The organism is Petrotoga halophila DSM 16923, assembly GCF_002924615.1.
The window spans coordinates 1-15,081 of the sequence record NZ_JALY01000180.1 but is presented as its reverse complement, the minus strand read 5'-3'; the positions used below and the strand labels follow the sequence as shown (position 1 = coordinate 15,081).

The 15,081-nt window shown below is 34.1% G+C and carries 14 protein-coding genes; 13 read left to right on the top strand and 1 reads right to left on the bottom strand.

The window, feature by feature from the left end; genetic code table 11:
• Window positions 1-98: 98 nt before the first annotated feature.
• From AA81_RS09240 to AA81_RS09195, 10 genes are all read left to right on the top strand, one after another.
• A complete protein-coding gene (locus AA81_RS09240; RefSeq protein ID WP_103079368.1) occupies window positions 99-770 on the top strand; it encodes a 50S ribosomal protein L25 in 672 nt (223 codons plus the stop codon).
• 3 nt (window positions 771-773) lie between these two features.
• A complete protein-coding gene (gene pth, locus AA81_RS09235) occupies window positions 774-1,349 on the top strand; it encodes an aminoacyl-tRNA hydrolase (RefSeq protein WP_103079367.1) in 576 nt (191 codons plus the stop codon).
• Window positions 1,350-1,377: 28 nt separating this feature from the next.
• Window positions 1,378-2,793 (top strand): Rne/Rng family ribonuclease, encoded by a 1,416-nt coding sequence (locus AA81_RS09230; protein ID WP_103079366.1) that lies wholly within the window; start codon window positions 1,378-1,380, stop codon window positions 2,791-2,793.
• Window positions 2,794-2,821: 28 nt separating this feature from the next.
• Window positions 2,822-4,072 (top strand): SBBP repeat-containing protein, encoded by a 1,251-nt coding sequence (locus AA81_RS09225; protein WP_103898870.1) that lies wholly within the window; start codon window positions 2,822-2,824, stop codon window positions 4,070-4,072.
• A gap of 100 nt (window positions 4,073-4,172) precedes the next feature.
• Complete coding sequence (locus AA81_RS09220) at window positions 4,173-5,255, top strand: AAA family ATPase (RefSeq protein WP_103898869.1); 1,083 nt, start codon at window positions 4,173-4,175, stop codon at window positions 5,253-5,255.
• A gap of 1 nt (window position 5,256) precedes the next feature.
• Complete coding sequence (locus AA81_RS09215) at window positions 5,257-6,441, top strand: vWA domain-containing protein (RefSeq protein WP_103898868.1); 1,185 nt, start codon at window positions 5,257-5,259, stop codon at window positions 6,439-6,441.
• A gap of 18 nt (window positions 6,442-6,459) precedes the next feature.
• The gene (locus AA81_RS09210) at window positions 6,460-6,846 is read left to right on the top strand and encodes a YbaB/EbfC family nucleoid-associated protein (RefSeq protein ID WP_103898867.1); all 387 of its coding nucleotides are present in this window, start codon (window positions 6,460-6,462) and stop codon (window positions 6,844-6,846) included.
• Window positions 6,847-7,037: 191 nt separating this feature from the next.
• Window positions 7,038-8,042, top strand: a complete 1,005-nt coding sequence (gene gap, locus AA81_RS09205; protein WP_103898866.1) for a type I glyceraldehyde-3-phosphate dehydrogenase — start codon at window positions 7,038-7,040, stop codon at window positions 8,040-8,042.
• 70 nt (window positions 8,043-8,112) lie between these two features.
• Window positions 8,113-10,080 (top strand): triose-phosphate isomerase, encoded by a 1,968-nt coding sequence (gene tpiA / locus AA81_RS09200; RefSeq protein ID WP_103898865.1) that lies wholly within the window; start codon window positions 8,113-8,115, stop codon window positions 10,078-10,080.
• A gap of 135 nt (window positions 10,081-10,215) precedes the next feature.
• The gene (locus tag AA81_RS09195) at window positions 10,216-11,061 is read left to right on the top strand and encodes a GNAT family N-acetyltransferase (RefSeq protein ID WP_103898864.1); all 846 of its coding nucleotides are present in this window, start codon (window positions 10,216-10,218) and stop codon (window positions 11,059-11,061) included.
• On the opposite strand, the gene AA81_RS09190 is transcribed toward AA81_RS09195, so the two are convergent.
• The gene (locus tag AA81_RS09190; RefSeq protein ID WP_103898863.1) at window positions 11,051-11,386 is read right to left on the bottom strand and encodes a hypothetical protein; all 336 of its coding nucleotides are present in this window, start codon (window positions 11,384-11,386) and stop codon (window positions 11,051-11,053) included. The genes AA81_RS09195 and AA81_RS09190 overlap by 11 nt on opposite strands.
• Window positions 11,387-11,737: 351 nt before the next feature.
• Here AA81_RS09190 and AA81_RS09185 point away from each other — a divergent pair, with 351 nt between their 5' ends.
• The 3 genes from AA81_RS09185 to AA81_RS09175 all read left to right on the top strand — a co-directional run.
• Window positions 11,738-13,414, top strand: a complete 1,677-nt coding sequence (locus AA81_RS09185) for a peptidylprolyl isomerase (protein ID WP_169999722.1) — start codon at window positions 11,738-11,740, stop codon at window positions 13,412-13,414.
• A gap of 68 nt (window positions 13,415-13,482) precedes the next feature.
• A complete protein-coding gene (locus tag AA81_RS09180) occupies window positions 13,483-13,941 on the top strand; it encodes a QueT transporter family protein (protein WP_103079358.1) in 459 nt (152 codons plus the stop codon).
• Between the two features lie 5 nt (window positions 13,942-13,946).
• On the top strand, window positions 13,947-15,081 hold a 1,135-nt coding region (locus AA81_RS09175; RefSeq protein ID WP_103898861.1), incomplete at its 3' end, for a pyruvate carboxylase subunit B.

The following is a 15,081-nucleotide window of genomic DNA, read 5'->3' as shown; positions in this document are numbered from 1 at the left end:
AGGGGTTTACCCCTTAACGTTTGGTGAAGGGGCGCTATATATAATTTTTTAGAGTTTTTAGAAGTAATAATAAAGATAAATGTTTAGGAGGTTATTGTATGGCAACAGTTTTCAAAATGGATGTTAATAGAAGAGATTCAAAGATCAAGGCCAGGAAATTTAGAAATGAAAAATTAATTCCAGCAGAAGTATACGGTCCAGCTTTAAAGGAGAACAAACATTTAAATATTCCGTATAAAGAACTGGAAAGTATGTTAGAAAAAGTGTCCGAAACTACTTTGATTGAACTTAACGTAAAGGGAGTTAATGGCGAAGAAAAAGTCAGATGTTTCGTAAAATCTGTTCAAAGGCATAAAGTGTCAGACCAACCAATTCATGTAGATTTTTATGTTCCAGAAGAAGGAAGAAAAATGCATTTAAGAATACCTCTAGAATTTGAAGGAGAGCCTGTTGGAGTTACGCAAGGAGGTTATTTAAATACCTACGTTCATGAAATACCTGTAGCTATTCTCCCCTCAGATATCGTTGATTCAATAAAGGTGGATATCTCTGAGCTAAAAATGGGTGAGTCTTTATTCGTTTCAGATATTAAAAATCTTCTTCCAGAAAGTGCTGAAGCGCTTCTAGAAGATGAAGAAATCGTCATTAGTGTAATAGAACCGAAAGCAGCAGAAGAAGTCGCCGAAGAAACTGAGGAAACTGAAGAAGAAGAAATAAGCGAACCTGAAGTAATTGAAGAAAAAACTCCCCAAGACATGAAGGAAGAATAAAAAGTGAGAAATTTGGTAATAGGTTTAGGAAATCCTGGCCCGCGTTATGTTTTTACAAAGCATAACGTGGGTTTTTTAGCTTTAGATAAATATGAAGAAAACAAAAAAAATATATCAAACATTAAAAAAATATCCGGTAAGAACTTTGAAGGATTTGCCATAGAAAACGATATTTTCATTAAGCCGTTAACTTATATGAATGCAAGTGGAGAAGTGTTACCATATGTTTTTAGAAAATTTGGTAAAATAGAGAGAAGTTTATTAATAATTTACGACGATATATGGTTGAACTTGGGGGACATACGTATAAGAAAAAGCGGCTCCGATGGGGGACATAATGGATTAAAATCAATAATAGGTATTTTAAAAAGTACCGATTTTCCCAGGATACGAATAGGTATCAACAACGGATACGAACATGGATCCGGAAATTTAGCGAACTATGTTTTAAGCCCTTTTACCAAAGAAGAATGGACCATATTGGACAAAATACTTGATTATGTTATTACCGCGATAGACTTGATTTTAGAAGGCAAAATAAACGAAGCGATGAATAAATTTAACAAAAAGATAATTTAGAACAAAGTTGGAGGAAGGAAATAAAGCAATGGACGAAGAAAAGACAATGTTAGTAAGTAAGGCTCTAGAAGAAATCAGAATAGCCATACTGGAAGAAGACAAATTAAGTGAAATTTTTTTCGAGGATTTTGAGACTGATAGAAACACAGGAAAAATCTTCTTAGGTATAATTGAAAATAAAGTCCCGAGTTTGGAGGCTTTTTTTGTAAACATTGGATTAGGAAAGAATGGTTTTCTTCGATATAGAGACGTTCTTGATGATCCTAAACATTATAACGCAGGAGACAAAATTCTAGTTCAAGTAAGAAAAGATGGAGGAACAAGAAAAGGTCCTCAACTTTCTATGCAATTAAGTTTGCCTGGTAAATATTTAGTATACATTCCAAATTCTGATGAAAGTATTGGCATATCCCGAAAAATTCTCCAAGAAAAAGAAAGAACAAGATTGAGACAAATTGCAAAAAAGATTCTAATAGATAACGAATCTATTATATTTAGAACCAATTCTGAAGGAATCGATGAAAAAGAAGTAGAAATAGAATTAAAAGAAATGAGAAAAATATACAATAATATTTTACAAAGATTTCGATCTCAAAAAAATCCTGGAGTTTTATATGAAGAAAGCGATTTTCTTGAGTACATATTAAGAGAGCGATTGGATTCTAACACAAAAAAAATAATTTCAGACGATCGACAAATTTTCAGAAAACTAAAAAAAAGTTTGAAAAACTTTGAACTAAAACCCAAAGTTGAGTATGTTAGAGGAGATGTTTTTCGGATCCATAATATATACCATCAAATGGAAGAGATCTTTACAAAGAAAATAGAACTATCAGGTGGTGGCACCATTACTTTAGATAGAGCTGAAGCTTTAACCGCCATAGATGTAGATTCTGCTGGGAATTTGGAAGGGAAAAATATTGAGGAAACTTCTTTTATTACAAACATGGAAGCAGCCAAAGAAATAGCCAGGCAATTGAAATTAAGAAATATTGGAGGAATGATCGTCGTAGATTTTATAGATATGAAAGACTCTTCGCATAAAAAAACGATTATCAATATTCTTAAAGAAGAAACTAAAAAAGATAAATCAAAAGTTACCATTCTAGGATTCACAAACATGGGACTTTTAGAAATTATTAGAAAAAGAACCACACAACCTTTGGATACCAATGTGTATTCACAATGTCCATTGTGTCATGGAACGGGTAAAATCATAGCCCCTTCTCTGGTGCATGGAAGATTGATAAAAGAATTATTATCCTCGGCAAAAGAAATTAAAAAAGAAAAAATAAAAGTAATAGAAATAAATGCATTTCATAATCTTTCGGGATATTTAACTCCATCTTTGACTGAAGAACTGGAGAAAAAGTTAAACGTAAAATTAGAAGTATCTTTTAACTGGCAAAATCCCAATTCTTACAATATTAAATACAAAAAATGATCCCCTTAGAAGAAAGCGGTGAAAGTCTATGTTAAGGAAAATATTGTTTTTTGCAATAATTACTCTTTCTATCTTTTTTTTCGTTTCTGGGATATACCTTTCTAATTCGAAAACCAACGATACTGTTGATTTTTTAAGTAGCACCTATGATAGTCAAAAGGAGCCTCTAATACAGTATCTTTCAGATACGCAAGAAGTCAGATCAACCAACAGTCAATCTTTTTTCAAAAAGATCGATGAAAATGGGACATATCTAACAAAAATAATTCAAACAAGCAACAATGAATATGTTTCATTGGCTATTGAAGGGAACCAGTACTATTTATATTTCATAGACGAAGAAGGCAGTATAAGAAAAGAAATATTCGTAGAAAGCGGTCAAGTAAGTATAAATGATTTTGTCTTTTTCAACAATACTTTCACTCTAGTTGGGCAAAAAAATGGGAAACCTTATATTCTAAATATCTCAAAGGTGGGAGAAATGAACTGGTCTCTTGTTATAAATTATCAGGGAACCTTAAATACAATAAAAAACACCTCAGGGAGTTACGTTGTTGGGGGATGGGTAATAACAAATGGTAACAGTCAAGCGTACATCTCTGAAATAAACCTTACGGGAAAGAAAATTTGGGAAAACATGTATGGAAGAGATAAAGTAGAACAAATAGTTGATTTAGTAATTGATAATAATAGAATCATAACAGCAGGTACGTCTAATTCTAATCCAGAAAAACAAAACGACTTATTAATATTAGAATATAGTAGAGAAGGTATATTGCTTTTTTCAGATGAGTATGGGTATACTACCTTCCACGAAAATCCAAATAGTATAGCTCAAGATAACGAAGGGAACATATATATAGGGGGATACATTACTACCCTCAATGAACAAGAGTGGAAAGGCTTTATAATGAAGATATCGAAAGAACTTGAGCAAAAAGATAACCTCGAAGTTGAATACTTTGAAACACTATCGATAAAATCACTTTCTCGGGTTGAAAAAGTAAAAGTTTATAACGAACAAATTTACTTGTTGGGAGTTTGTATTGATAATTGGCCGGATTATGATCTGTTTTTAAGAATTATAAATCCCAACGGGGTATTAATTGAACAGAAAATTTACGGTACTAACGATCAAGAATTAATCTATTCTTTTGAAATATTACCTGCAGGGGAAATTTTAGGTACGGGGCAAGTAAAAGATTCAAATAATCAAGTTTATCCCTTAATTATAAAAACTGATTCATCATACGCAATACCTCAAAAAGAAAAACCTTGATTCTAAAAAGGGGTGGGGAGCGTGGTGAAGGGGCGCTATATATAACAAACTTTAGAATTTCTAAAAAGAATAAAGCATCAACGAAAGGAGAATACATCAATTGAAACCATCAACGGTAAAATACCTATCAAAAAAAATAATGGCTTCTGGAGAAATACCTCTCTTATGGGGTCATTTTGGTGTAGGTAAAACGGATATAGCTAAGGAGATAGCAGAAGAGACGGGAAGAGAATTGATCATATTGATCATATCTCAAATGGAACCTGGAGATCTAATTGGACTCCCTTCTAGAGACTCGGAAAAAACCGTCTTTTTAAAACCTGACTGGTGGCCGAATAAAGATGAAGTAATAATAATGATCGACGAAATAAACAGGGCACACAGATCGATAAGAAATGCCATCATGCAATTATTGATAGACCGGAGAATACATAACCACATATTACCGGCTGGAGCATGGATCATGGGAGCCGCCAATCCTCCTGACGAAGAGTATGATCAAGTAGATTTGATAACCGATCCTGCTTTCATGTCAAGATTCTTTCATTTAGAATTGTCCCCTGATCTTGACGATTGGGTAAACTGGTCTAATCAAGAGCAAGTAAAAGGTGAGGTCATTTCTTTTATCAAAGAATACCCTGAATACCTCTCTTCTGATAATATAGTAGCAATGAGACTCAATTTAAGGCCCAGTCCAAGAAGCTGGTATAAATTATCCAACGTTTTGTCTAATTTATCTGAAAATGATATGAAAAAATATGGGTACGTCATTGCTGCCTCAATAGTTGGATCGGAAGCAGCAAGAGCATTTTTGTCTCATTTGGAAAATAAAGTTGAATTACCTAACCCAAAAGATTTACTAATAGAAGGCAAAAATCTTGAAAGAATTAAGAAATTGACCAACGAAGAAAAGGTAAGTCTTATTTTAAGAATAAATAATTATTTTGAATCATTAAAAGAGGAAGAGATAGAACAATTATTATCTAATGGAGATCAAAAAACAATCGCAGAAAATGTAAAGAACATAAGTGTGTTCATACCTAAGGATGCATTGTTCTCTGTATTAAGATTTTTAAACGAAATGGTTGAAAAAAATAAAGGATTAAAAAAGGCTTTTTATGATAAACTTTTGGAAGAAATTGCCATTAAACTAGGAGATTCCACTTGGATGGAAGGAATTTGAAATGAATGATATACTTCAAAACGCTTGGATTGAACTAGAGAAAGAAAGCTTATTTTTTTCTTACTTGAGGATGAATTTTGATTCCATGCCAACCACTTCTGTAAGAACTATAAAGGTTTCAATAACACCTCAAGGGAAATTTAGATTGTTGTACAATCCAAACCGTTTAAAAAATATTGGTTTAATATTAACCAAAGGAATTTTAAAACATGAAATTTACCACATAATATTTGGGCATATATTCATAAAACCTAAAAATAAAAGGGAAAGAGGTATTTGGGATTTAGCAATGGATGCAGCGGTAAACCAATATATCAGAGAATTAGATGTATTTGCAGAACCTTTAGATGTAATGGTAGCCGAAGGACATGCTCCAGACAACGAATTCTTTTTTGTTACCGCTCCTATGAACCTTTTAAATAAAACGGCAGAAGAATACTACAGATACGCAATGGATTTATTAGAAAAAAACAAGATGCTCGATATAGAAGAAATACTAGAAAAAAGAGAGAACAATCTCGACTCACACGACTTTTCATCAGATATTCCAGAAGAAATGGCTTTTGATATCGTAAGTGAGTTTGTTACAAAAGCCTACGATAAAAGCAAAGACAATCTTCCCGATGGCATTGAATTAGCAGTTTCTCTTATGGTAACAAAACCTTTCTTTAACTGGGAAACGATGTTAAGAAGATTTTTTGGCAGTTCTATAGTCGTTGAAAAATACAGGACCCTAATGAGACCAAATAGAAGATATGAGGATCAACCTGGTTGGAGATCAAAAATGGGACCAAACATTGCAATAATAATCGATACTAGTGGTTCCATTATAGAAGAAGAATACAACGCATTTTTCAGTGAAATAGAAAATATTTCAAAAACTCTCGGTGGAAAAGTCACTCTAATTCAAGCAGACAGTCATATCCAAAATATCATGACCTATCACAAAGGAAGCTGGAAAGAACTAGTTTTGAAAGGTAAAGGTTCAACTGACATGCAACCCGCAGTCGATTACGTCGAGGAAAATTTAAGACCAGAAGGCATCATCATATTCACAGACGGTTGGGTTGAAGTACCAAATGTACAACGAAGGATTCTTTTTATCTTATCAAAAAAACACAATCCCGATTTTATAAATAATGTGATAGAATATTATGGGAAGAATAGTGTTGCAATTATCAGCTAACCGTTAGGAGGAATATTTATGGCCAAAAAAATGAAAAGTTTAGGTGGAAGATCCCTTTCAAAAAAATCTGGTAGCAAAAACAATATGAACAAAATGCTTCAAGAAGCCCAAAGGGCCCAAGCTGAAATGCAGGAAGAATTAGATAGACTGGATGAAGAGTTATCCAACGTTGAAGTAGAAGCCACCGCAGGCGGTGGTGTAGTAAAAGTTGTGGCCACATGCGATATGAGAATAAAAGATATAGTTATATCTGAAGAAGTTGAAGATGAAGATATAGACACCCTAAAAGATCTTATCATCGCCGCTTCAAACGAAGCGATAGAAAAGGCTAATAAACTTAAAGAAGAAAAGACCAACGAGATTTCACAAAAGTTTTTAGGAACCCTTCCTAACTTTGGGGATTGAAAAAATTAACTTTTTCTTTTCAAAAAAGCATAATTTTATAAGTATAATAAAAGTAAGAGAAAAAAATAACAAATATACTAAATACTTCAGAAATAAAATTAGGGCGGGCAGCGGGGCAAAGGGGCGCGAAAACAAATTTTAGAATTTCTAAAGAAGACAGGATAAAAAATTTATCAGGAGGTGTCGTATAAGTGGCAGTTAAAATAGGGATAAACGGTTTTGGAAGAATAGGTAGACTAGTTTTTAGGCAGTTAGTTGAAAACCCAAACTTTGAGGTAGTGGCAATAAACGATCTCACAGATTCAAAAACCTTAGGGACACTTTTAAAGTATGACTCCGTTCACGGAAAATTCAATGGAACGGTAGAGGTAGTTGATAATGGTTTAAAGGTTAATGGGAAAGAGATCAAAGTTTTCGCAGAAAAAGATCCCGCTAACCTTCCCTGGACTGATCTAGGTGTCTCAATTGTTATTGAATCTACAGGTGTATTTAGGAACAAAGAAAAGGCTTCTGCGCACCTAAAAGCCGGTGCTAAAAAAGTTATAATCACCGCCCCAGCAAAAGGCGAAGTAGATGCAACGGTAGTTATGGGAGTAAATGACGATATCCTCACTCCGCAGATGGAAGTTATTTCAAATGCATCTTGTACAACCAACTCAATTGCACCGGTTATAAAGGTGCTAAACGACAAATTAAAAATTAAAAGAGGTCTGTTAACAACCGTTCATTCATTCACAAACGATCAAAGAGTTCTAGATTTACCTCATAGTGATTTAAGAAGAGCAAGGGCAGCATCTGTTAATATCATCCCAACAACAACCGGGGCTGCGAAAGCCGTTGGATTAGTAATTCCAGAACTAAAAGGTAAATTAGATGGAATGGCTTTGAGAGTTCCAACCCCAGATGGATCTATTAGTGATTTAACTGTAGAAGTAGAAAAATCAACAACCGTTGAAGAAGTAAACAAAATGATGAAAGACGCTGTTGAAAACGAATTGAAAGGTCTCTTTGGATACAATGAAGAACCAATTGTTTCTTCTGATATTGTCGGTTCAACTGTGGCAGGAATATTCGATGCTACATTAACAAATGTAATCGATGGCACTTTTGTTAAAGTCTGTGCATGGTACGACAACGAAAATGGATACTCAACAACCGTTGTCACATTGGCTGAAAAATTAGCTAAGATGTTGTAATTTCAAATCAAAAAGAGGGGATTTAATCCCCTTTTTCTTTAAAATAAATGTGAATATAGGGGGTGTCAATATGGAAAAATTAACTATAAAAGACGTTGATTTGAAAGGCAAAAAAGTCATAATGAGAGTTGATTTTAACGTTCCTATAAAAGATGGAAAGATAACCGATGAAACTCGAATTAAAGCCGCTTTGGACACAATTCAATATACTTTGGACAAAGGAGCAAAAGTAATATTACTATCTCATTTAGGACGTCCCAAAGGTGAAAAGAATCCTCAATTTTCTTTAAAACCAGTAGCCGATAGATTAGGTGAGTTATTAAATAATAAAGTTGATTTTGTAGATGAAACCAGGGGACCCAAAGTTGAAAAAGCCGTCTCAGAATTAAAAGATGGTGAAGTGTTACTAATTGAAAATACAAGATTTGAAAAAGGTGAAACAAAAAACGATCCTGAACTGGCAAAATATTGGGCGTCTTTAGCGGATCTTCATGTTAATGATGCATTTGGAACGGCTCATAGAGCACACGCTTCCAATGTTGGTATAGCAAACTATATACCAAGTGTTGCCGGATTTTTGATGGAAAAAGAGATCGAATTTTTGCAAAAGGCCGTTGAAAACCCAGAAAAACCGTATGTAGTAATTCTGGGTGGTGCTAAAGTATCCGACAAAATAGGAGTCATAAATAATCTATTAAATAAAGCTGATAAGATATTAATCGGCGGTGCTATGATGTTTACTTTCTTAAAAGCCTTAGGTAAAAATGTTGGTTCTTCGTTGGTGGAAGAAGATAAACTCAATGTTGCAAAAGACATATTAGAAAATGCGAAAGCAAAAGGCGTTGAGATTGTTTTACCTGTTGATACCGTTATCGCCCAAAAAATAGAAGCAGGTGTTGAGAAGAAAACTGTAAAAATAGATGATGGAATTCCCGAAGGTTGGATGGGCTTAGATATAGGACCTGAAAGCGTTTCTTTATTTAAAGAGAAAATTTCCGATGCTAAAACAATCGTTTGGAACGGCCCTATGGGAGTTTTTGAAATAGATGATTTTGCTTTTGGTACTGAAGAAGTAGCAAAAGCAATCGCAGAAGTAACTAAAAAAGGTTGCATAAGTATTATAGGTGGAGGAGATTCTGCAGCTGCCGCTGAAAAATTCGGTTTGGCAGACGAATTTTCACACGTTTCAACTGGCGGAGGAGCCTCTTTAGAGTTTTTAGAAGGTAAAGAATTACCGGGGATCTCTTCAATAAACGAAAAAAAAAATCTGAATGAAAGAAAATTTATTCTCGCTGGCAATTGGAAGATGAACAAAACAAATACAGAGGCAGTTGAATTTGTCTCAAAACTTGTAGGACAGATAAAAACTGAGGATAAGTTTGAAGTTATTGTTTGTCCCCCTTTCACAGCTCTTGAAAAGGTTAGAGATATCACAAGTAGTTCAAACATAAAAGTAGGTGCCCAAAATGTTTATTATGAAGATAAGGGTGCTTACACAGGCGAGATCTCTGTAAATATTCTAAAGGATATAGGAGTGGAATATGTAATTCTTGGTCATTCTGAAAGAAGGCACATCTTTCAAGAAAGCGATGAACTCATAAACAAAAAACTTAAAAAGGTAATATCATCAGGGTTAACACCCATATTGTGTGTTGGTGAACAGTTAGAAGAGCGTGAAAAGGGTTTAACGTTCAATGTTGTAGAAAGACAGATTAAAGAAGCCTTTTATGGTTTAACTGAAGAAGAAGCAAAAACAATCATAATCGCCTACGAACCCGTATGGGCAATTGGAACAGGAAAAGTAGCCACACCCAACCAAGCCCAAGAAGTTCATAAGTTTATTAGAGACCTTTTGAAAGATATCTTCAATGAAGAATTTGCTAAAAAAACCACAATACTTTATGGTGGAAGCATAAAACCAAACAATTATTTGGGCCTCTTTGGTAAACCAGATATAGACGGCGGTTTGGTTGGAGGTGCCTCATTAACAGAAGATTTCGTGGAACTTGCCGATATTATGAAAGAAATTATCGAATAAGCCACCCTAAAGGGTGGTTTTTTCATATTTTTCAGTTTTTATGTTAAAATTATAGATGGTAAAGATTTTAATTCTGAGGTTTCAGAAGATTGGGATCGTATGGTTTGACTTGAAAAGAGAAAGGTGGGAGGAACGATGATTACTTACGAATCATTGAAAAATGTTCCAGCGAGTGTTGTTATCGAGCTTGTGAATGAGGTATTTAAAGACTATGTTTTCCCAGTGAATTGGAATTTAGAAAGTTTTGAAAAAGATGTGAAAGAAAACTCTATCTCCATGGAAGATTCTTTTATAGCTTTTTCTGATGATATACCTGTGGGATTCAGTATTATATCAATAAGAAAAGATGTTGGAAGAATTGACTCAATTGGAGTAAAAGAAGAATTTAGAGGAAAAGGATTGGCTTCTGAAATCATCTTTCGTACAATTGAAACATTAAAATGGAAAGAGATAAAGAAAATAATTTTAGAAGTTGCCCAAAGTGATGAAAGGTCTATAAGATTTTATAATAAACATGGTTTTAGAGCAACAAGAGAGCTGGCTTCTTTCTTAAAAGAAAAAGATAAACCAACGAATACTCATTTCAAATACGAACAAACTACTTCAGATGTAATCTATGAAATGGCTACTGACGCAAAATTTAGATTTAAAAGAAAACCAAATTGGCAAAGAGAACCTATAACCATAAAAATTAGCGAAAACAGATACAACTATGAAATCATATACGACAAAAATAAGAAATGCGGCTACGTTGTATGGGGATTCAACAAAGATAATTGTTATATAGTCGATGCCTCCCCTATTGAAGAAGGTTACGCCTTTGATGCAATAATTGAAGATATTACATCCAAACTTTTAAGAATAAAAGATAGAATCGTCTTAGTCTCAGTTCCAGAAGATGATCCATTGTACAAAGCCTTGACTGACAATAATTATTCTATATTCATAAAACAGATAGAAATGGAAAGAATCATTCATTGATTAATTTAGGTTCTATTTGAACAAATTCATTAACATCCAAATCGTCGTTTATAGATACGAAATAATAAGATTTATAATTTTCCTTAGTCTCTAATTTTAGGTGATGCTTGTCCTTTCCAACCTCGAATGTAAAAATAAACTCATTTCCATTTTTTATGAGATCGTAAGATACTAACTTGTCACTAGTAGCTTGTAAGGTGTAAAAAACAAAAAATAGATACCTGTTTCCCCTTTTGTAGCTAATTTCAGTTTCTAACTGAGGAAGTTGATTATTGAACTTGTGGTATAGAGTTTTCATAATCAATTTCTCTTTTAAAGAAATCAATACATTTCCCCCCTCCTGTAGCTTAATCCTCATTTAACTAGAATGTTATATGATTTTCATTCGATTATACCACATTTAAAAGGAATCAGTCAAATTTTCTGCCACAGTTTTTAAGGTTCTTTTAATTATTAATAGATATCATGAAAGTATTACGTTTTATCAGCGGTTAAGGACTGCTCCTTATGGCTGAGGAGTGGGGCAAAGGGCAAAAAACTCCCTTTCCTTATGGGCGGGCTGCGAAGCCTTACTATCCATTTTCCTTATGGGTGGGCAGCGGGGCGAAGGGGCGCTAAAACAGGTTTTAGAGTTTTTGAAGTCACTGTAAAATTATCAAATCAGAGGAGGTCCAAAATGAAAAAACTTTTAGTAGTACTCGGTGTTCTAATGGTTCTATCCGTATCAATATTCTCAGAAACGGTAGCATATTTAACTTCTCAGGACGGGCAGCAAATATACGAATCTTATTTTTTGGAATTAGATCAATTGATGGGGGAGTATCATAATACAGTGTTGAATATGTTGAGTCAAAATCCCCAATACGACCAGTATTTTAACAAACCAATAGATCTAATAAGCATAACAGACGTTTTAATGGAATACAAAGCCATGGAAAAGTTTTTAAACGATAATGGAATAACGTTGGATGCAACGAAGATTACCCAAGAAACAGATCAGATGTACAATCAATACCTGGGGAGTGAAAGCACAAAACAAATTTTCTTAATGTTTTTTGAAAAGGAAGAATATATTCGTGGATTCGTTAACAGTCTTGTGTATGGAAATGAGGTAATCAGCGAATTAAGAAAATATTTCTCCAATTTTTCTGAAGAAGAGCTATCAACCTATGTTTCTAATAATTTTGAAGATTTAAAAGACCAATATGATACAATTAAAATCAGCAGAGTTGTAACTTCAGATGAAATTACAGCCAATAACATTAAATCTGAGATATTGCAAAATAATATCTCTTTCACTGAAGCAGCTTCAGAAAACTCTGTGGACACCGAAACTGCATCAGTTGGCGGCTTGGTAGGATGGGTCAAACGTGGAGATATTTCTAAAAATATATTTGAAGCTTCACTCTCTTCAACTCCCGGAGAAATAATCGGTCCAATAAGTTCCCCCTTAGGGTACCAGATAGTGCGAGTCGAAGACAAAAAGATATATGAAACCCCGGACGAATTATTACTGGACAACGATATAAGAAATCAATTAACTACCAGCTTCGTGGATTACCAGATTACTAATTGGTACGATCCATATATGTCTAATTATGATTTTGTAATTTCATACGAACCCTTGGCTATAGCATATGATATTTATAAAGCTCAATCTTTCGATGACTTAGCAAACGTTGAAAAAAAGTATCGTGATGATATATTGAGTGGTAATGGGTTACCTGAGGAGTGGTATGTCTCTTATATTTTCATCGTTGAAAATTTACTACCTATGAAAATATCTCAAAAAAATGATCTTGAAAGTTATTTGAATATAGCTCAATCGTACCCCGAGTTTCTAGAATACAGCAACGATGAAATAAATAGTCAAATTGAACATTATACTCAATTTATGGACACCGCCGAGTCAACAGATCTACGTAATGAAGCCTCTCAAAAAGAAAGTGCCTTAAGGGAATTGGCCTATTTACAAGGGACTTATGGGCTATTCACAGGGCCAGAAATTCAGAACAAATACGATGAATTAACAAACGATATAGAACAAATGAATGAAGCCCTGGAAAATTCTCTTGTAACCTTAAGAGAAATGAATCCAGATGCTATAGAGGTTATAGGAAAACTATACCAAACAAAACCTGATGATCCAAATGTAGCTTTTGACTATTATGCAACACTTTATTCCTACATTTTAGATTATTATAATTCAACTGGAGACATTGAATCGGTAAGGCAAGATTTGGAAACAATAAAAGGTATATTAAATTCATTAAACACAGAAAGCCTTGATGAAGAGAGTGTAAATCAAAGGCAGCAAATACTCGAAAACATAGACCAACTTTTAAATCAATAAAAACTTTAAGTTAAAGATAATCTGGTAAAGTTGAAATGCTTTACCAGATTTTTCATTTTGGAGGGAATATGAGTTCAATAAGAATCGTTAGAGCCTCTTTAATCGCGGCATTATATGTAGTTCTTTGTATAATCTTTCAACCTATCAGTTTCGGCCCTATACAGGTTCGAATCGCTGAAGCTTTTGTGGTTCTGACTTTTCTCGATCCTGCATTCATTCCCGGTATCTACGTAGGTGCTCTGTTGGCTAATATAATAGGAGGTTTGGGCGCTTGGGATATCTGGTTTGGAAGTCTATTAACCTTGATAGCGGGAATTATAACTTGGAAAATGCCAAACGAGTATTTAGCTCCTCTTCCTCCCATATTAATTAACGCCTTTGGAGTATCCGCTTATATCGCCCCATTGTATGGAGTACCATATTTCTTTTCCGTACTTTGGGTAGGAGTTGGAGAAGCTATTGCAACGTATATTATAGGGCTTCCAATTTTAAAGATTTTCAAAAGAAATTTTTACAAAAGGAGTTGAAAAAGATGAATAAAAAACCATATATAGTCGATACAACCTTAAGAGATGGTCAACAATCTTTAATCGCAACGAGATTGAAAATGGAAGATTTTGAAGATCAATTGATAGACTTCGATCAGGTTGGATTTTATTCTATGGAAGTATGGGGTGGGGCTACTTACGATTCATGTATAAGATACCTCAACGAAGATCCATGGAAAAGGCTACAAACCATTAGAGAGAAATTAAAAAATACCAAAATCCAAATGCTTCTAAGAGGGCAAAATTTAGTTGGATACAGAAATTATGCGGACGACGTGGTAGAATTATTTGTAAACAAAGTAGCCGATTACAATATGGACATCATAAGGGTTTTTGATGCTCTAAACGATATTCGTAACTTGGAAAAATCCATAGAGGTTGCAAAAAAAAGAAATATTCACGTTCAAGGCGCTATATCTTATACCGTTAGTCCTGTTCATAATCTACAGTATTATTTAAATTATACAAAAGAATTGGTGGAAAGAGGCGTCGATTCAATCGTTATAAAAGATATGGCAGGGTTGTTAAAGCCAAAGGATGCTTATGATTTGGTAAAAGAAATCAAGGAGAAATTCAACATCTTTGTCAACATTCACTCTCACGCAACCACAGGTCTTGCCTCTATGGCTTACTTTGCCGGTGTAGAAGCTGGGGCAGACATTATAGATTTAGCCTTGAGCCCATTTGCTAATGGCACCTCAGAACCTGCGCTCGAGCCTTTTGTCTACACATACGACCTGGATTTAAATACAAAAACAATAATGAAATTGGTTGAACATTTTTGGAAGGTAAGATCAAAATACAAGGAGTACGATGTCAAGATGCAATCAATAGATGCCAGAATATTAAATGCTCAAATCCCTGGAGGTATGCTTTCTAATTTAGTTTCTCAATTAAAATCCCAAAAGGCTGAAGATAAATTAAACAAAGTTCTACAAGAAGTGCCAAGGGTTCGAAAGGATTTGGGATATCCTCCTTTGGTAACTCCTACTAGTCAAATCGTTGGAGTCCAAGCAGTTTTAAACGTATTAACAGGTAAAAGATATTCGATGATAACCAACGAAGTAAAAAATTATTTGAAAGGTTTATATGGAAAACCTCCTGCCCCAGTAGACCAAG